At 68.5% G+C, this 17,443-nt stretch carries 16 protein-coding genes and 1 pseudogene; 11 read left to right on the top strand and 6 right to left on the bottom strand.

Going from position 1 to position 17,443, the window contains the following annotated elements:
- The first annotated feature begins 21 nt into the window (after positions 1-21).
- The 5 genes and pseudogenes from VJT49_RS22600 to VJT49_RS22580 form a co-directional block, all read left to right on the top strand.
- The gene (locus VJT49_RS22600; RefSeq protein WP_324166892.1) at positions 22-612 is read left to right on the top strand and encodes a PadR family transcriptional regulator; all 591 of its coding nucleotides are present in this window, start codon (positions 22-24) and stop codon (positions 610-612) included.
- Between the two features lie 80 nt (positions 613-692).
- The gene (locus tag VJT49_RS22595) at positions 693-1,679 is read left to right on the top strand and encodes an ATP-binding cassette domain-containing protein (protein ID WP_324166891.1); all 987 of its coding nucleotides are present in this window, start codon (positions 693-695) and stop codon (positions 1,677-1,679) included.
- 150 nt (positions 1,680-1,829) lie between these two features.
- Positions 1,830-2,597 carry an ABC transporter permease gene (locus tag VJT49_RS22590; protein ID WP_324166921.1) on the top strand — a complete coding sequence of 256 codons (768 nt, stop codon included), beginning with the start codon at positions 1,830-1,832 and terminating at the stop codon, positions 2,595-2,597.
- A gap of 91 nt (positions 2,598-2,688) precedes the next feature.
- Complete coding sequence (locus tag VJT49_RS22585) at positions 2,689-3,276, top strand: GH25 family lysozyme (RefSeq protein WP_324166890.1); 588 nt, start codon at positions 2,689-2,691, stop codon at positions 3,274-3,276.
- A 30-nt stretch (positions 3,277-3,306) separates the two neighbouring features.
- Positions 3,307-3,609: pseudogene (locus tag VJT49_RS22580) on the top strand (NUDIX domain-containing protein); the annotation flags it as partial.
- A gap of 183 nt (positions 3,610-3,792) precedes the next feature.
- Here VJT49_RS22580 and VJT49_RS22575 read toward each other — a convergent pair.
- Both VJT49_RS22575 and VJT49_RS22570 read right to left on the bottom strand, forming a co-directional pair.
- Entirely contained in the window at positions 3,793-4,467 is a 675-nt protein-coding gene (locus VJT49_RS22575; RefSeq protein WP_324166889.1) for a response regulator, read from the bottom strand.
- Complete coding sequence (locus tag VJT49_RS22570; RefSeq protein ID WP_414636061.1) at positions 4,464-6,071, bottom strand: sensor histidine kinase; 1,608 nt, start codon at positions 6,069-6,071, stop codon at positions 4,464-4,466. The genes VJT49_RS22575 and VJT49_RS22570 overlap by 4 nt, the downstream gene beginning before the upstream one ends.
- 226 nt (positions 6,072-6,297) lie before the next feature.
- On the opposite strand from VJT49_RS22570, the gene VJT49_RS22565 reads away from it, so the two are divergent.
- The 5 genes from VJT49_RS22565 (at position 6,298) to VJT49_RS22545 (ending at position 11,253) form a co-directional block, all read left to right on the top strand.
- Positions 6,298-7,104, top strand: a complete 807-nt coding sequence (locus VJT49_RS22565) for an ABC transporter ATP-binding protein (RefSeq protein WP_324166888.1) — start codon at positions 6,298-6,300, stop codon at positions 7,102-7,104.
- Complete coding sequence (locus tag VJT49_RS22560; RefSeq protein ID WP_324166887.1) at positions 7,094-7,972, top strand: ABC transporter permease; 879 nt, start codon at positions 7,094-7,096, stop codon at positions 7,970-7,972. Before VJT49_RS22565 ends, VJT49_RS22560 begins: the two co-directional genes overlap by 11 nt.
- A 13-nt stretch (positions 7,973-7,985) precedes the next feature.
- Positions 7,986-9,044 (top strand): ABC transporter substrate-binding protein, encoded by a 1,059-nt coding sequence (locus VJT49_RS22555; protein WP_324166886.1) that lies wholly within the window; start codon positions 7,986-7,988, stop codon positions 9,042-9,044.
- A 172-nt stretch (positions 9,045-9,216) separates the two neighbouring features.
- On the top strand, positions 9,217-9,909 hold the full coding sequence (locus VJT49_RS22550) for a G1 family glutamic endopeptidase (RefSeq protein ID WP_324166885.1): 693 nt from the start codon (positions 9,217-9,219) through the stop codon (positions 9,907-9,909).
- A 39-nt stretch (positions 9,910-9,948) separates the two neighbouring features.
- Complete coding sequence (locus VJT49_RS22545; protein WP_324166884.1) at positions 9,949-11,253, top strand: aminodeoxychorismate synthase component I; 1,305 nt, start codon at positions 9,949-9,951, stop codon at positions 11,251-11,253.
- On the opposite strand, the gene VJT49_RS22540 is transcribed toward VJT49_RS22545, so the two are convergent.
- The 3 genes from VJT49_RS22540 to rsmI all read right to left on the bottom strand — a co-directional run bounded on the left by VJT49_RS22540 (position 11,225) and on the right by rsmI (position 13,372).
- Positions 11,225-12,193, bottom strand: a complete 969-nt coding sequence (locus tag VJT49_RS22540) for an NADPH:quinone oxidoreductase family protein (RefSeq protein ID WP_324166883.1) — start codon at positions 12,191-12,193, stop codon at positions 11,225-11,227. The genes VJT49_RS22545 and VJT49_RS22540 overlap by 29 nt on opposite strands.
- A 212-nt stretch (positions 12,194-12,405) precedes the next feature.
- Positions 12,406-12,531 carry a hypothetical protein gene (locus tag VJT49_RS22535; RefSeq protein WP_324166882.1) on the bottom strand — a complete coding sequence of 42 codons (126 nt, stop codon included), beginning with the start codon at positions 12,529-12,531 and terminating at the stop codon, positions 12,406-12,408.
- Between the two features lie 16 nt (positions 12,532-12,547).
- Positions 12,548-13,372 (bottom strand): 16S rRNA (cytidine(1402)-2'-O)-methyltransferase, encoded by an 825-nt coding sequence (gene rsmI, locus VJT49_RS22530; protein ID WP_324166881.1) that lies wholly within the window; start codon positions 13,370-13,372, stop codon positions 12,548-12,550.
- Between the two features lie 89 nt (positions 13,373-13,461).
- Here rsmI and VJT49_RS22525 point away from each other — a divergent pair, with 89 nt between their 5' ends.
- Positions 13,462-15,015, top strand: a complete 1,554-nt coding sequence (locus VJT49_RS22525) for a dolichyl-phosphate-mannose--protein mannosyltransferase (RefSeq protein ID WP_324166880.1) — start codon at positions 13,462-13,464, stop codon at positions 15,013-15,015.
- A gap of 642 nt (positions 15,016-15,657) precedes the next feature.
- Here VJT49_RS22525 and VJT49_RS22520 read toward each other — a convergent pair.
- On the bottom strand, positions 15,658-17,391 hold the full coding sequence (locus tag VJT49_RS22520; protein WP_324166879.1) for a serine/threonine-protein kinase: 1,734 nt from the start codon (positions 17,389-17,391) through the stop codon (positions 15,658-15,660).
- Between the last annotated feature and the right edge of the window lie 52 nt (positions 17,392-17,443).

The raw sequence follows: 17,443 nt of genomic DNA, 5'->3' as shown, positions 1-17,443 counted from the left end.
CGCCCTGCCCGGGAGGTGCTCGTGTCGGCCACGCGGCTGCTGGTGCTCGGCGTCGTGCGTATGTACGGTAAGGCGCACGGCTACCAGGTGCGCCGCGAGCTGCTCACCTGGTCGGCGGACAAGTGGGCGAACATCCAGCCCGGCTCGGTCTATCACGCGCTGAAGAAGATGACCGCCGAAAAGCTGCTGGAGCAGGTCGAGGTCGAGCCCGGCGAGTCGGGTCCGGACCGGACCGCCTACCGGGTCACCGAGGCGGGTGAAACCGAGTTCCACGTGCTGCTCTCGCACGCGCTGTCCTCCGGCCGGCACACCACCGGCGCGGAAATGGGCGCGGCGATCACGCTCATGACGACCCTGCCTCGCAAGCAGGTGATCGGGCTCCTGCGGCACCGCGTCTTCCAGCTCGAGACCGATGTGCGCAGTGCGAGCCTGCTGGCCGGGCAGAGCGACAGCTGGGGTCAGCCGGCACACATCCGCGAGTTGTTCCGATCATGGGAAATGCACGCCGAGACCAGCCTGAGCTGGCTACGACAGCTGATCGAGCGGCTGGAGGCCGGCGAGTACGTCATGGCCGACGATCCCGGACGGTCATTCGGCCAACCACCTCAGTAATCAAGTTTGACCACGTGGTCCTCATGAGGGAGAGTGCTTCACCGCAGCTAGTCAAATTTGACTGAATCTGGGGGGATTTCATGATCAGGGCACGCGGCCTGGCGCGGAAGTTCACCGCGCGCGGCCGCACCGTCGAGGCCGTCAAGGGCGTCGACATCGACGTCGCCGAGGGGGAACTCGTCGGCTTCCTCGGCCCGAACGGCGCGGGGAAGACGACGACCCTGCGCATGCTCACCACACTGCTTCGACCCACGGCCGGGGAAGCCACGGTCGGCGGCTGCGACCTGCGCGAGGATCCGCTGGGGGTACGCAAGCGGATCGGCTACGTCGCCCAGGGCGGTGGCACCGCGGCCGAATGCCGGGTCGACGAGGAACTCGAACTACAGGGGCGCCTGTACAAGCTGTCCAAGGCCGACGCGCACCGGCGCGGCGCGGAGCTGACCGAGCAACTGGACCTGTCCGGGCTCGGCCAACGGCTCACCAAGACGCTTTCCGGGGGTCAGCGGCGGCGGCTGGACATCGCGCTGAGCCTGATCCACGACCCGAAGCTGATCTTCTTCGACGAGCCGACCACCGGTCTGGACCCGCAGAGCCGCGCCAACCTTTGGGAGCACATCCGGCGCCTGCGTGCGGAACACGGCGTCACGCTCTTCCTGACCACGCACTACCTGGACGAGGCCGACTCACTGTGCGACCGGATCCTCGTCATCGACAACGGAGAGATCGTCGCCGAGGGCTCGCCAGATGCGCTGAAAGCCAGGGTGTCGGGCGACGGCGTAACCATCGAAGTGCCCGCGGAGCACACCACGGAAGCGGCCGAGATCGCCGGCAAGCTCCCCGGCGCGCACGACGTGTCTACTGTGGACTCGTCCGTGCGGTTCCGGGTGCCGCGCGGCGACACGGTGATGCCGGAACTGCTGCGCACGCTGGATTCGGCCGGGATCGCGATGACCGCGATGCAGGTACACCGGCCCACGCTCGACGACGTGTTCCTCACGCTGACCGGACGTTCCCTGCGCGATGCCGAGCAGGCGACGGTCAAGGAGGGGGTGCCCGCACAGTTGTGACACGGCAATCACGGCGACCCGTGAGCGAAGGCCCCGCTGTCGCGGTGGGGCGCCCGACAGTGAACAAACCCGACAGTGAACAACATGGAACAGCGCCCCGTCGACGTGATCGTGGTCGCGCGCAGGTCGCAAAAGGAGACGAGCCCGAACATGTTGTTTGACACCTGGCTGATCTTCCGGCGGGATCTCGCGCTGTCGCTGCGCAACCCGGCGTGGATCATGATCGGCATCATGCAGCCGGTGCTGTACCTGGTGCTGTTCGGCCCGCTGATGGAAAAGGTGGTGGCGAGCACTCCGGGGTTCCCGCCGGGCAGCAGCTGGACCATCCTGACCCCGGCGCTGATCATCCAGCTCGCCCTGTTCAGCTCGTCGTTCGCCGGGTTCTCGCTACTCGTGGACTACCGCGGCGGCGTGCTCGAACGGCTGCGGGTGACCCCGGCCAGCCGGGTGGGGCTGCTGCTGGGCAAGGTGGCCAACAACGCGATCCAGGCGGTCGTCCAGGCCATTTTGATCACCGTGCTGGCGTACGTCGCGTTCGGCCTGGACGCGCCGTTCGGCGGGGTGCTGGTCAGCCTGGTGATCGTCGCGCTGACCGCGGTGACGCTGGCCTCGGCCTCCTACGCGGTGGCGCTGACGATCAAGAGCGAGCAGGCGTTCCCGGCGTTGCTCAACGCCGTGCTGATGCCGGTGCTGCTGCTGTCCGGAATCCTGTTGCCGATCACCAGCATGCTGGCACCGAACTGGCTGTACACCATCTCGCGGATCAATCCGTTCACCCATGTGGTGGATGCCGAGCGCGCCGGTTTCCGCGGTGACTTCACCTTCGACGGCCTGTTCACCGGTGCGGTGGTCCTGCTCGTGATGGCGATTCTCGCCGTCTGGTGGGGCGCCCGCACCTTCCAGAAGGAAAATTCCTAGCACGCCGGTTTTCGGAATTCAGTGCTCCCGCACGTAGGGTGTCGGCACGGCACTTGGGAGGGCTGTGACCGAAAACGGCATTGTGCGAGGGATGAATCTCGCGCTGCACGCAACCGTGGCCGACTGGGGCGCGGTCCGTGCCGGTGCTGTCTGTTTCGCGTCGATCACCGTGACGGAAAACGTCAACTGGAGCGACCCCGGCGCGGAGCGGCAGATCGCGGCGGCGCAACGGGCGGGCGTACGAGTCGGCATCCGGCACTACGCCCGCCCCGGCGCGGTGGGCGACCAGGCCAGACACTGCGTCGGCGCCGGCAGGCGGCTCGGCTTGTTCGGCCCCGGCTCGCTGGCGCCCACACTGGACGTCGAGGCCGAGGGCGTGGACGACCGGTTCGTGAAGTCGTGGATCAAGGCGGTGCGGCACGCCGCGGGGATCAGCCGGGTGCTCGTCTACGCCTCCTACGAGCACTGGCTGAACCGGCTGCACCCGACCCGCTGGGCGGACTCGGAGGTGGTGCTGTGGGTGCGGCGGCACAACGGCATTCCGGGCCGGCCCGGCTGGTTCCACAGCAGGCTCGGCATCCACGAGCACAGCACCGCGCCCCAGAAAAGCGGATTCCGCGGCCCGATCGGCTTCGACGCGATGGTCTATCCCTTCTCGCTCGAAGACGTGATTCTCTGACGTCATGAACGACTGGCGCTTCTGCCCGCGATGTGGCCCGCCCTGGCTCTCCTCGGCAGCGGAACGGAATCCCACGTCCGGTGTGGCCGGTGCGGCTTGACGAAGTATCACAATCCCCCGCCAACCACCACCGGTCTGATCCTTGATCCCGCGCGGGACAGGATCCTCCTGCCGCGCCGGAGCCACAACCCCGGCGAGGGCCGGTGGGACGCCGTGGGCGGATTTCTCGCCGGGGACGAGACGGCTGAGGAGAACCTCGTCCGGGAAAGCGCCGAGGAGATCGGCGCCGCCGTCCAGGGCTTGCGTTTCGCCGGAACCTACCCGTCGGTCTACGGCGACTCGGGGCTCAACACGGTCGGGGTGCCCTTCGTCTGCGACCTGCCACGTGAGCATCCATCGTGCTCTCCGCCGAGAACTCGGAGTACTCGTGGTTCGAGCGTGACGCACAGCTCCCGGAGTTGGCCTTCGCCGATGTCGCGGCGGCTGTGCACTGGGGGCGGGACAACCGGCGTCACCTCACACACCTTCCCCAGGGGTAGCGCGCCAGGAGTACTCGTGTTCCGGGCGGCCGGTGGCGCCGTAGCGCAGGCGCATGTCGACCACCCCCGACTCCGCGAGTGCCGTCAGGTACCGCTGGGCGGTGGCCCTGGCCACCCCGAGTTCACCGGCGACCTCGGCGGCGGACAGCGGGCATCCCGCCTCGCGGAGCCGTTCGGAGACCAGGCGGGCGGTGGCGCTGGACTGGCCCTTCGGTGTGACGGCGCGGTCCTGGTCGTGCGGCAGCCGGAACGCGCGGTCGATGTCCGCCTGGCCGAGGTTGCGTTCCTCGGCGAGGAACTGCCGGTACCGCGCATAGCTGGTCAGGCGGTCCGCGAACTGGCGCGTGGTGAACGGCTTGACCAGGTAGTTCAGGGCTCCGGCACGGATCGCGGTGCCGACGGACCTGGTGTCGGTGGCCGCGGACAGGATGATCGCGTCGATCTGCGACTCGGCGAGCAGGCTCAGCCCGGACTCGTCGGGCAGGTACACGTCCAGCAGCACGAGATCGGGTGAGAGTTCGCGGATGCGGGCCCGCGCCTCGGCGGCGGTGTGCGCGGTGCCGGCGACGGCGAATCCCGGCACCTCCTCGACGAAGCCCGCGTGCACCGCGGCGACCCGGAAGTCGTCGTCCACGATGAGCGTGCGGATCATTTTGCCTCCAACAGGTTCTCCAGGGCGGCGACGAACAAGGCGCCGCTGTCGCCGCCACCGGGATCGGCCAGCCAAACGTCACCGCCGCGCGCTCTGGCCGCCTGGCGCGCCAGCGCGAGCCCGAGTCCGTGCCCGGGTGCGATCTTGGTGGAGACTCCCTCGTCGAACAGGCTGTCCCGCAGTTCCGGCGCGACACCCGGTCCACTATCCACAGTGGACACGTGGAGCGTGGTGTCCTCGGCGAGCAGCGCGATCTCGACCGTCGGCGGCCTGCGCGGACCCATCCGGGCCGCACGCAGCGCGTTGTCCAGCAGGTTCCCCACGACGGTGTTCACGGCGATGGGATCGGTCACCGACGCCTGGACCCATGAGTCGTCCGACAGCCGCAGCTCGACACCCTTTTCCTTGGCCTCCTCGATTTTCGCGACCAGCAACGCCTGCAGGTACGGGTCGGTCACCGAGTCGCCGATCACGCTGGCGATCGCACCCGTGGTGTCCGTCAGCGTTTGCAGGTACTCGATCGCTTCACCGTTGTGTCCCAGCTGCAACAGGCCCGAGAGCGTGTGCAACCGGTTGCTGAACTCGTGCCGCTGCGCCCGCAGACCGTCCGAAAGCGACCGCACCGCGTCCAGCTCGCGGGTGAGCGCGTCGAGGTCCGTGCGGTCGCGGAAGGTAAGTACCGTGCCCAGATCGCGTTCGTCCCGGGTGACCGCGCGCGAGTTGACCACCAGCACCCGGTTTCCGGCCACCGCGAGAAGATTGTCCACCGGCTGCCGTTCCGAAACCGCCTTCTCCAGCCGGGGAGACAGGTCCAGTTCGGACACTTCAGTGCCCACCGGAAGCGGCTTGCCCAGCAACCGTTCGGCTTCGTCGTTGCGCGCCGAAACCCGGCCCGCCGCGTCCACCGCGAGCATGCCTTCGCTGATTCCGTGCAGCACCGCCTCGCGTTCGTACAGCAACTCGGTCAGCTCGCGTGGTTCGAGCCCATGCGTGAGCCGGTGCAACCGTCTTGTCAGCAAGGCCGAAGCACCAACGCCGAGGGCCAGCGCGCCCACGGCGAACGCGATGCTGGTCAGGATCAGGCGCACCAGCTCTTCGACCGGTTCCCCGATCTCGTAGCCGACGCTGACCTCCCCCACGACACGCCCGTCGGGCGCGCGGATGGGTGTCTTGCTGCGCACCGACAACCCGAGGGTGCCCGCCTGTACCGAGCTCACGACTTCGCGGCCGGCCAGCGCCTCCGACGCGGGGGTGCTGACCTTCTCGCCGACCCTGGCCGGGTCGGGGTGCGCGAGACGAATTCCCTGGTCGTCGGTGACGACGACGAACAGCGGGCCGTCCTTTGGGTCCGTCACGGCACGAACGCGGTCCTCCAGATCCCCGCCCGGGCGTTTGGCCGCGGCGCTCTGGACCACCACGGGGTCGACCGCCACTGTGCGCGCGATCGCGAGCGCGCGCTCGCCGTACTGGTCGCGCAGCGTGCTCCACAGTAGCCAGCTCACCAGCGCGAGCCCGACGACGAGCAGGAGCACCACGACCCCGATCTGCAGGATCAGGATCTGGCGGGAGAACCGCATCCGGCGGAAGACGCCTCTGTCTGCCATGCCGGGAACCGTACCTGCTGGTCACCGGACAGGGCAGTGACGCGAAGCGTCTCCGTTGAGGGCGGTGGTGGACTGGCGGGAGGGCTCGACGGACTGAGCGAAATGCGCTAAACGCGAAGAACGAACGGGACGCACGCAGAACGCGGACAAGCTTCCCCCTTGCCGAAGAGCGCTTTTACCTTCGTCACACCTGCCCCGAAACGCGAGTGACGAAGGAGTCACCCGGATGTCTTCACCACTGATCGAACTGATCGGTGCGACGAAAAGGTTCCCGAGCGGGACCGGCTCGGTGCACACCGCCGTTCGAGATCTCAACCTGACCGTCCAGCCGGGCGAGTTCGTCGCGGTCGTCGGTCCGACCGGCTGCGGCAAATCGACGACCCTGTCCCTGGTTTCCGGCCTGCAACCGGCTTCCGCCGGCGAGGTGTACGTGAACGGCGAGCGGGTGACGTCCATTCCGGACGGTGTCGGCTACATGTTCCAGAACGACGCCGTGATGCCGTGGCGTTCGGTACTGGACAACGTCGCGTCGGGACCGCGCTTCCGTGGCGTGCCGAAGGTTGAAGCCCGCGAGACGGCCGCCGACTGGGTCGAGCGGGTCGGCCTCGGCGGGTTCGAAAGGTACTACCCGCACCAGCTTTCCGGCGGTATGCGCAAGCGGGTCGCACTCGCCCAGACCCTGGTGAACAAGCCGCGGATCCTGTTGATGGACGAGCCGTTCTCCGCACTGGACGTCCAGACCCGTTCGCTGATGCAGGACGAACTGCTGCGGCTGTGGTCGGGCAGCGAAGCAGCGGTGATCTTCGTGACACACGACCTGGAAGAGGCCATCGCGCTCGCCGACAAGGTCGTCGTGCTGACCACCAGCCCCGCGACGGTCAAGGACGTCTTCGAGGTCGGCCTTCCCCGCCCGCGCAAGGTCGAGGAACTCCGGATCACCGAAGACTTCCTGCGCATTTACCGCGAGGTCTGGGAATCACTGCGCGTCGAGGTCGAGAAGGCTCGGATGAAGGGTGCCGCCAATGTCGCTTGACACCACCGCACCCATCCTGGTGCAGCCCGAGACGGAAGAAATGATCCTTGCCCGGCAGCGGAAGGCTGTCCACCGGCGCCGACGGAACACCTGGCTGCTGCGCCTGGCGATCGTCGTCGCGTGGCTGGGAAGCTGGGAACTCACCGCGACGTACTTCATCGACCCGTTCTTCTACTCCAAACCGTCTCTGATCTGGGCGCGGCTGGCACACTGGTTCACCGTCGGCACCGACTTCGGGTCGATCTGGTACCAGATGTGGACCACTGTCTCCGAAGCCGTGCTCGGTTTCCTGATCGGCGCGGCCGCCGGTGTGGTGCTGGGCGTCATCCTCGGTCGCAGCCAGTACCTCGCCGACGTGCTGGCGCCGTTCATCAAGGCCGCCAACGCGGTGCCACGCATCGTGCTCGCCTCACTGTTCGTGATCTGGTTCGGCCTCGGCCTCGGGTCGAAGGTCGCGACGGTCATCGTGCTGGTGTTCTTCGCGGTGTTCTTCAACGCCTTCACCGGCGCCCGCGAGGTCGACCGCAACCTGATCGACAACGCGCGCATCCTGGGCGCGCGCAGGTTGCAGGTGCTGAAGTCGATCGTGCTGCCCAGCGCCACGTCGTGGATCCTGTCCTCCCTGCACACGGCGTTCGGTTTCGCGCTGATCGGTGCGGTCGTCGGTGAATACGCCGGCTCCAAGGCCGGTGTCGGCTTTCTCATCTCCAACGCGCAGGGAACCTTCGACTCGGCGGGCATCTACGCCGCCATGATCATCATCACCGTTGTCGCGCTGGTCGCCGAATGGGGCATCGGACACCTCGAGAACCGCCTGCTGCGGTGGCGGCCGTCCATGTCCCACACCAGCGACCAGGCCGTCATCTGAAAGGACGGGATCAGTGAAGATTCGCACGATCAGCAAGATCACCGCTGCGATCGCCGCGCTCGCTTTGGTCGCGGCCGGCACGACCGCTTGCCGGGACTCCCGGGTCGCGGAGACCGGCGCGGGCGGCAAGCCGAAGGTCACCATCATCGTGGGCGGCCTGAACAAGATCATCTACCTGCCGGCCACGCTGACCAGGCAACTCGGCTACTTCGACGCCCAGGGCGTCGAAGTCGACCTGCAGGACGAGCAGTCGGGCGCCACCGCCGAGACCGCGCTCGTGGCGGGGCAGGTGCAGGGCGTGGTCGGGTTCTACGACCACACGGTGGACCTGCAGGCCAAGGGCCAGTGCATCCAAAGTGTCGTGCAGATGGCCAACATCCCGGGTGAGGCCGAGGTCGTCGCCACGAAGAACGCGGACGCCATCAAGAGCGCCGCGGACTTCGCGGGCAAGAAGCTGGGTGTGACCTCGCTCGGGTCCTCCACCGACTTCCTGACCAAGGCGCTGGCGGCCAAGGCGGGCGTGAGCGCCGATCAGTACACGCCGGTCAAGGTCGGGGCCGGACAGACCTTCGTCGCCAGCCTGGACCAGGGTGGCATCGACGCCGGCATGACCACCGACCCGACCATCGCGTCACTGACGAACACGGGCAAGGGCAAGGTGCTCTACGACATGCGCACGGTCGACGGCACGAAGTCCGCGCTGGGCGGCCTGTACCCGGCGAGTTCGCTCTACTTGAACTGCGACTTCGTGAAGCAGAACCACGACGTGGTGCAGAAGCTCGCGAACGCTTTCGTGGCAACGCTGAAGTGGATCAGCCAGCACAGCGTGGAGGAGATCGCGGCGAAGATGCCGCCGTCCTACTCCGGCGGTGACCAGGCGCTGTACGTGAAGTCCGTCAAGGACAGCATCGGGATGTTCAACGCGGACGGCCGGATGGACGCGGACGGCGCGAAGAACGTGCTCAACGTGCTTGCCTCGTTCTCGACGAACGTCAAGCCGAAAAAAGATTCGATCGACCTGTCGAAGACCTACACGACGGAATTCGTGGACGCGGCGGCCAAGCAGGGCTGACCGGAGGTCCCGCGGGGGCCGGGTTTCCCACCCGGCCCCCGTTTTTCCTTTCCTTGGATATCACTTGACCGGGATTTTCACGTCGAAAGTAGCTACCGGTGAAGCAGTTTCGGATCCAATAATTGCTGGCGGCGACTCCCCCATCCCTCCTGGTGAACGTATTGGAACAGCCATGAAACGGACCTTCGTCAGACACGCCGCCAACCTGCTTGCCGTCGTCGCCGCCTCGACCGCTTCCGTCGGAACTTCGGCCGTGGCCACTCCCGTTTTCGGTGCCCGCAGTTTCTCCGGCGGAAACTGGGGCGGCTATGTGAGTTTCGGCAGTTTCACCACCGCGACCGCCAGCTGGACCGAGCCGTCGGTGACCTGCACCTCCACCGACGACGTGCTCGCCCCGTGGGTGGGCATCGACGGCGACGGCTCGTCCACCGTCGAGCAGACCGGTGTCGTCACCGACTGCTCCAGCGGCTCACCGGTCTACCAGGCGTGGTACGAGATGTACCCCGCGGCGCCCGTCTACTACAGCAACGCGGTCGGCGCGGGCGACAAGATCTCCGCCACGGTGACCCGGACCGGTACGAACACCTACCAGTTGACCATCAGCGACACCACGAAGGGCTGGTCGAGGACGGTCATTAAGTCGCTGAACTCGCGGCACTCCTCGGCCGAGGCGATCATCGAATCACCCACCGACCGGTATCCGGGCATCAGCGGCGGCATGAGGTTCACCGGCGTCAGGTTCAACGGCACCAACCTGGCCGACACCAGCCCGTCCGGATTGGACGCCGACGACATGGGCTTGTACACGTGGAGCCCCAGCGCCATCGCCTCCGACGGCACGGACTTCACGATGACCCGCCACTGACAACTCATGCACATGCCGTAACCAGCCAGAATGTGCGTCATGCGGTTGGCGCGCAAAGCGGTTGGCTCGAACCGGGCACCGGGTGAGGTACTCCTGCTGCTCGACGCGAGGGCAGCCGCACTGGGCCTGCCCGGCCCGGCCGCCCTGACCGGAAGGTGGTTCTCGTCGGGGGCGGTGCTCGCCCCCACGGTGGGACTCGCACCGCCCGCGGATCCTTTTGAAAACCTGACCCGCCAGCCGGCCATCACGGGCGCGGCGGCCGGTGCGGTGGGCGGCGGCTGGTTCGGCTACCTCGCCTACGACCTCACGGACCCGTCCGGCCGTACCGGCGCCCTGCCGAAAACCCTGTGGGGCTGGGCCGATCACGTGCTGCGGCTCGACGATCGCGGGGTCTGGTGGTTCGAAGCCCTGGTCCCGGACGGCGAAGAACCGCCCGATGCCGCCGAATTCGAAGGGTTGCTGACCCTGGAGACGCCCAAGTTCTCCTGGACCCCGGCCAAGCTTGACCGCCCACTCGCCGCTGGGCACCGCGACGCCGTGAAGGCCTGCGTCCACGCGATCGAGGCCGGGGAACTGTTCCAGGCAAACATCTGCACCCGCTTCACCGGCGCGTTCGACGGTTCGCCCGCCGCCCTCTTCGCCGAAGGAACCCGGACCCTCCGACCGCGACGAGCCGCTTACCTCGCCGGCGACTGGGGCACTGTCGTCTCGCTGTCACCGGAGCTTTTCCTTGCCCGGCACGGCGATCGGGTGTTCTCGACTCCGATCAAGGGCACACTGCCCCGGCGTGGGCCGCAGGACGAACACCTGCGGCAAGCCCTTCGCGAGTCCATGAAGGACGTCGCGGAGAACGTGATGATCACCGACCTGGTGCGCAACGATCTGGGGCGGGTCTGCGCCGTGGGCAGCGTGAAGGTACCGGACCTGCTGCGCGTGCGGCCCGCACCAGGGGTGTGGCATCTGGAGTCCACAGTGGAGGGACGGCTCACCGGCACGGACGCGGATCTGCTGCGCGCCACGTTCCCGCCCGGGTCGGTGACCGGGGCGCCGAAGATCCGCGCGCTGGAGGAGATCGCGGAGCTGGAGCGGTGCGCACGTGGCGTCTACACCGGAGCGATCGGGCTGGCCTCACCGATCGCCGGGCTGGAACTCAACGTCGCCATCCGCACCTTCGAACTGTACGGCGGCCAGATCGCGCTCGGCGTCGGCGGCGGCATCACCGCCGACTCCGATCCCGACGCCGAGTACGCGGAATGCCTGCACAAGGCCGCTCCCCTGGAATCGCTCCTCAGGCAGGGGGCCTGGGGTCTGGGGGTTACACCCCCGGAAGGCGCCGAGGGTTGAGCACGAGTTTGCCGACCGTGGAACGGGAACGCAGCGCTTCATGGGCCGCGCGGACTTCGGACAACCCGTACTCGCCACCGGCGACGACCGCGATCTTGCCCGCGATCGCGAGTTCGAACAGCTCGGCCAGGGCTTTGCCATAAACGTTGCCGGGCAGGGAAAACGCATGCGGCAGCCACATGCCCGCGATCGTAAACGAATGGCCCAGGAGGATGGCGGGCTCGACGGGTTTGGGTGGCTGTCTGCTCGCCATCCCGTAGAACGCGAGCCGACCGAACGGCGCGAGCGCGGCGATGCTCTGGTCGGTGACCGAGCCGCCGGTCATGTCCAGCACGACGTCGACCCGCCTGCCGTTGTTGGCCTCGCGCAGGGCGGCGGTCATGTCCGGCGCCTTCGAGTCCACGGCGACGTCCGCGCCGAGTTCCAGTGCGAGGGCACGCTTCTCGGGGCTACTCGCCGTGGCGATCACACGGCCCGCGCCCCACGCCTTCGCCAGTTGCACGGCGATCGTACCGACCCCGCCTGCCGCCGCGTGCACGACCACCGACTCGCCCGGCTCGAGACGCACGCTCTTGCGCAGCAACAGCCAGGCCGTGGCGCCCTGGACGACGAAGGACAGCGCGGTCACGTCATCGACCCCGTCCGGCACCGCGAACACGGTCGCCTCGTCCGCGACCGCCTTTTCCGCGTACCCGCCGCCGTTCAGCAGCGCGACCACGCGCCGGCCGCCGGGCGTCCGCCCCACGACCTCACCTCCGGGCACCAACGGTAGTTTGGCGGACGCGAGGTAGGAGTTCTCGGCCTGATGAGTGTCGGCGTAGTTGATCCCGGCGCGGTCAACCTCGATCAGCACCTGCCCCTCGCCGGGCTCGGGGTCGGGCAGTTCGACGGGCCGCAGTACTTCGGGGCCGCCGAATTCGGTCACCTGCACAGCACGCATACGGGGGACAGTACTGCGGCGCCGAAGCGCCTCCGTTGAGAAGGTGACGGGGAGAGGGACCGTAACTACCCATCGGTAACACTGTGCGCACGAAGCAGCGTGTTCTAGCCTGGGACGATTCGGAGGACCTTGTCATTGGGGAACAAGGGGGACTTCATGGACACCAACACACAAAGGAGGCGCATGCGGCGCTGGCCGGTCGACGGGGTCAGCTACCCGATCGCGGGCGACATCGGGTACGTGCTGGTCAGCGGGGCCAGCAGACACCTCACCGTCGAGTTGAACGCCAAAGCGCTGCGGAACCTGCCCGCCCACGAGGTCAGCAGGCGGGTACTCATGGCCGCGCGGCTGGCCCTAGCCTCGGCGAGCTGCGAGGACGGCGTCGTAGAGCTCCTTCTTGGACACACCGGCCGCGGTCGCGACCGCGGCAGCAGCGGACTTGAGCCGCTCCCCGGCGGCAACCCGTGACGAAACCTCGCCCACGAGTTCGTCCACGCTGACCGCCCGTGGCCGCGCGCCCTCCAGCACCACGGTGATCTCGCCGCGCACGCCTTCGGCGGCCCAGGCCGCCAGCTCGGGAAGGGTGCCACGCCGGACTTCCTCGTAGGTCTTGGTCAGCTCCCGGCAGACGGCGGCACGACGGTCGCCGAGCGCCCGCGCGGCCTCGTCGAGCGTGGCGGCCAGGCGGTGCGGAGACTCGAAGAACACCACCGTGCGCACCTCACCGGCCAGTTGCGCGAACCATTTGGCCTTCTCCCCCGGCTTCCGCGGGGCGAACCCCTCGAAGCAGAACCGGTCACTGGGCAGGCCGGACAGCGCCAGCGCGGTGGTCACCGCGGACGGGCCGGGCAGGCAGGTCACCGGCAGATCCTCGGCGACACACGCGGCGACCAGCCGGTAGCCGGGATCGGACACGCTGGGCATCCCGGCGTCGGTAACCAGCAACACCGTCTCACCGCCCCGCAGCGCCTCCAGCAGTTTCGGCAGCCGGGCGGCTTCCACGTCCTCGTAGAAGCTGACCACCCGACCCACCGGGGTGACGTCGAGCGTGGCCGCCAGTGCGCGCAACCGGCGGGTGTCCTCGGCCGCGATCACGTCGGCGTCCGCGAGCGCCGAGACAAGGCGTGGCGAAGCGTCCCGCGAGTCACCCAATGGTGTCGCGGCGAGGACAAGTGGCATGTCGCCAGCGTATCGGCGCCATACCCGGTCAAGGGAATTCCACGCCGGGCTGCCACTCAGCTCGCGCGGCCGCCCTAGGATCGACACCCGTGACCGCCCTGCTCACCCGCGCGCACCGCTACCCGGTCGAGTCGCCGCCCCCGCCGACGGACCGGGTGGCGACCCTCCTGGGTCGCCCGATGCCGACGGACCGGCTGCGGGGCTGGGTCGTCACGCTCGTGCTCACCCTCATCGGCGGGATCACCCGGTTCCAGGACCTGGGCTTCCCCACCGACAAGGGCACGCCCGTCTTCGACGAGAAGCACTACGTGCCGCAGGCGTGGCAGATGCTGCGCAACGGCTGGTTCGAGGACAACGCCGGCTACGAGCTCGTCGTGCACCCACCGCTGGCCAAGCAACTGATCGCGCTCGGCGAGTGGCTGTTCGGCTACAACGGCTGGGGCTGGCGGTTCAGCTCGGCGGTGGCGGGCACGTTGATCGTCCTGCTGGTGGTTCGGGCGGGCCGGCGGCTCACCCGGTCGACCCTGCTCGGCGGCGTTGCCGGGATCCTGGTGATCTGCGACGGCGTGCTGTTCATCCAGTCCCGGATGGGCATGCTGGACATCTTCATCGCGCTGTTCTCCTTCGCCGCGTTCGCCTGCCTGCTGGTCGACCGCGACCAGGTGCGGGCGCGGATGGCGGTCGCGGTGCGCGAGGGCTGGGCCGACGAGTCGCGGTGGGGACCGAAGCTCGGCTTCCGGTGGTGGCGGTTCGCGGCCGCGCTCTGCGTCGGGCTGACCTTCGCGGTCAAGTGGTCCGGGCTGTATTACATGGCCTTCTTCGGCGTGCTCGCGGTGGGCTTCGACGTCGCCGCCCGCCGCGCGGCGGGCGTGCCGCGACCCTGGCTCGGCACGCTGCGCCGCGACGTCGCGCCCGCGCTGTGGGCGTTCGTCGGCATCCCGGTCGTGATCTACCTGTCCAGCTACTGGGCGTGGTTCGCCAGCGAGTCGGCGACCGACCGGCACTACGTCGAGATCAAACGAATCGCACCGGGCTTCTGGAGCTGGGTTCCGCCCGCGCTGCGCTCACTGGGCGACTACTCGATGAACGTGCTGCACTTCCACGAGACCCTGCTGACGCCCAAGAACGACCCGCACCCGTGGGAGTCGAAGCCGTGGACCTGGCCGATGGGCCTGCGGCCGATGCTCTACTACTACGAGTCGAACACCCCTGTGTGCGGCACCAGCGAGTGCGTGCAGGCGACCATGTTGATCGGCACGCCGGCGACCTGGTGGCTCGCGCTCCCCATGCTCGGCTGGGGCCTGTGGCGGTCGATCTTCCGCTTCGACTGGCGGTACGCGGCCGTGCTGACCGGTTACTTCGCCGGGTTCCTGCCCTGGTTCACCAACATCGACCGGCAGATGTACTTCTTCTACGCCACGCCGCTGGCACCGTTCCTGGCGCTCGGGCTCACGCTCGTGCTCGGCCAGATCCTCGGCAGCGCCGCTCGCGGCTTCGAACGGCGGGGCACCGGCCTGCTCGTGGTCGCACTCTACGTCGGGCTGGTGGTGGCCAACTTCGCCTGGCTGTGGCCGATCCTCAACGGCGACCCCATTTCCTACGACCACTGGCAGGCCGAACTCTGGCTCCCGTCCTGGCGCTGACCCTCAGCCGCCGTTGAGTGGCGAGACGTTGAAGCTGTAGTACTCCTTGGTCGACTCCGAGCGGTTCCCTCCCCCGAAGCCCCCGGCGGGAAAATGGCGTCGATGAAGATCCCGCCGCCACAGTCCGGCTCGGAGAACATGTTCAGCACCGAGTTTTCCGTCCTGTTCGCCGGTCGGCCTTTTCGCCGAGCAGCCCGTGCACGTGGTAAGAGGGGCCATGTGGAGAAACCCTTCACGTCACGCGAGTCCGGCTTCCAAGACAGGTGAGTCCGCCCTTCAAGACACGCGAGTCCGGCCTTCAGGACGATCGAGTCCGGCGTTTACGTCAGGTGAGTTCGGGATTCGCGCCAGCACTGTCAGCGGGGACTTCCCGCTGACAACGAGGAGCATCCGGTCACCAAAGCCCAACTCGCCCGACACCAAACCCCGACTCGCCCGACACGAAAGCCCAACTCGTCCGACACCAAAGCCCAACTCGCCCGTCACCAGACCCCGACTCGCCCGTCACGAAAGCCCGACTCGCGAGGCGCGGGAGGCCGACTCGCCTGTCGCGGGAGGCCGACTCGCGCGGCGCGGGAGCCGGACTCGGGTGACATGGGAGCCGGACTCGCGACGGGAGGGTTGGGACGGGAGGGTTGGGCGTCAGTGGCCGGGTGGGACGACCCGGGTGCGGACGGAGTCCGCGCGCGGGACGATGCGGGTGACCGGGCCGTCCGGGGTCTTGCCCGCCCTGGCCAGCCAGCTCTCGATCTCCCGGCGCACGGCTCCCAGCGTGGGACGCCGCCGGGGCTCGTTGTCCAGTGACGCGATGAGCAGGCGCGAGTGCGCGGACCGCTGCGGCAGCCGGGACGGCGGCTCGGCGCGGGCGGCCGCCATCAGCGCGGCCATCGGGGTCTCACGGGTGCCGCGGGGCGGGAAACCGGACAGGGCGTAGCTGACCGTCGCGGCGAGCTGCCAGGCGTCCGAAGCCGGGCTGGCCGGGGCGCCCGCCGCCTGTTCGGGGGCGACGAAGTCGGGCGTGCCGATCATCATCCCGGTCGCGGTCATCGACGCGTCGCCGCGGCTGCGCGCGATGCCGAAGTCGATCAGGTGCGGCAGGCCCTGCGGGTCCACGATGATGTTGGACGGCTTGATGTCGCGGTGCAGCACGCCCTTCTCGTGCGCCGCGAGCAGGGCGCCGGCGACGGTCGCCCACAGCCGTCCGGCGGCGACGTCGTCGAGCGGGCCCTGCCGGTCCACGGCCGTGGCGAGGGCCTGGCCGTCGAGGTACTCCATCACCAGCGCGAGCCCGTCGGGCTCCTCCACGAGGTCGTACACACGTACGCAGTTGGGATGGTTCACCATCGCCAGCGCCCGCGCCTCGCGCCGCATGCGCTCCTCGGTGTCCCGGTCGGGCGCATGCGCGATCTTGAGCGCGACGGTGCGGCCGAGCTGGTTGTCCACGGCCTGCCAGACGGTGCCGAACCCGCCGTGGCCGAGCCGTCGCAGCCGCCGGTAGCGCTCGCTGCCGTTGGCCGTCGAGCCCGGCGGCACCGGCATCGGCCCTGGCGTGGCCGCCAGTTCCTGCGCGGGTGCGACGGCGGTCGGGGTGTACTGCTTCTGCTGAGGCTGCTGAGGTGGCGGCGCCGGCCGAGGAGGCGGTTGCTTGGGCTCCCGATTCTCCGGCTCACGCCGCGGCGGCTCCTTGCGGTTGATGACCGCCCATGGGGGCGGCCCCACGATCGCGATCGGGATGATGCCGAGCACGCTCATCGGCAGGAACCCGAGCCACAGGAACACCGCCGCGTTGGCCTCGACGCTCAGGCTGGCCACCGCGAACAGCACGTAGCAGCCCCACAGCAAACGACCCGGCCACTTCTGCCCGCGACGCATGGCCGTACGGGCCTGGAGGATCATGAACAGCAGCGTCAACGCGGGCAGGCCCACCAGCCCGGCGAGGTAGTAGCCGTACGCGAGCTTGTCACCCGACGGGTAGAACAGCACCTCGAAGCCGTTGCGGCCGCCGCCCAGATAGGTGCTCTGCGTGCCGATGAAGTCGCAGTAGCTGCGCCGGAGCGTGGCGACCTCGCCCGCAGACAGGCCGGACCGCACCCCGGAACTGACCGCCCGGTAGGTGCCGGAAATGCCGTTGACCGTCAGCCACGGCAGCAGGAAGACCAGGACGACGCCGGCCGCGAGGATGATGCCCAGCGTGACCGTGTTGTACGTGTTGCCGGTGAACTTGCGCATCACCGCGACGATCAGCGCGCCCAGCACGGGGAACAGCGCGACCAGCGCGCCTGCCGCGATCGTCGCCCACACCCAGTCGCCCGGGCAGAACCCGGGCTGGAACAGGTCGTGTGCGAGCGAGAGAAGCCAGCTCGCGAATCCGTTCACCGCCGGTTTCCTCCTGCTCGACTCGCCCTTGCGGACTTCCACCATATTCGCG

The sequence above is a fragment of the Amycolatopsis sp. genome, from assembly GCF_035276945.1.
In the GTDB taxonomy this organism is placed as follows: domain Bacteria; phylum Actinomycetota; class Actinomycetes; order Mycobacteriales; family Pseudonocardiaceae; genus Amycolatopsis_E.
Note: the sequence above shows the minus strand (reverse complement) of the source record. Positions and strands in the feature narration are given on the sequence as shown.

Bases quoted from the DNA above. Each gene is read 5' to 3' on its own strand.
- VJT49_RS22595 (WP_324166891.1), top strand. From the start codon at position 693: ATGATCAGGGCACGCGGCCTGGCGCGGAAGTTCACCGCGCGCGGCCGC.
- VJT49_RS22590 (WP_324166921.1), top strand. From the start codon at position 1,830: ATGTTGTTTGACACCTGGCTGATCTTCCGGCGGGATCTCGCGCTGTCG.
- VJT49_RS22585 (WP_324166890.1), top strand. From the start codon at position 2,689: ATGAATCTCGCGCTGCACGCAACCGTGGCCGACTGGGGCGCGGTCCGT.
- VJT49_RS22575 (WP_324166889.1), bottom strand. From the start codon at position 4,467: ATGATCCGCACGCTCATCGTGGACGACGACTTCCGGGTCGCCGCGGTG.
- VJT49_RS22570 (WP_414636061.1), bottom strand. From the start codon at position 6,071: ATGGCAGACAGAGGCGTCTTCCGCCGGATGCGGTTCTCCCGCCAGATC.
- VJT49_RS22565 (WP_324166888.1), top strand. From the start codon at position 6,298: ATGTCTTCACCACTGATCGAACTGATCGGTGCGACGAAAAGGTTCCCG.
- VJT49_RS22560 (WP_324166887.1), top strand. From the start codon at position 7,094: ATGTCGCTTGACACCACCGCACCCATCCTGGTGCAGCCCGAGACGGAA.
- VJT49_RS22550 (WP_324166885.1), top strand. From the start codon at position 9,217: ATGAAACGGACCTTCGTCAGACACGCCGCCAACCTGCTTGCCGTCGTC.
- VJT49_RS22545 (WP_324166884.1), top strand. From the start codon at position 9,949: ATGCGGTTGGCGCGCAAAGCGGTTGGCTCGAACCGGGCACCGGGTGAG.
- VJT49_RS22540 (WP_324166883.1), bottom strand. From the start codon at position 12,193: ATGCGTGCTGTGCAGGTGACCGAATTCGGCGGCCCCGAAGTACTGCGG.
- VJT49_RS22535 (WP_324166882.1), bottom strand. From the start codon at position 12,531: ATGAGTACCCGCCTGCTGACCTCGTGGGCGGGCAGGTTCCGCAGCGCT.
- rsmI (WP_324166881.1), bottom strand. From the start codon at position 13,372: ATGCCACTTGTCCTCGCCGCGACACCATTGGGTGACTCGCGGGACGCT.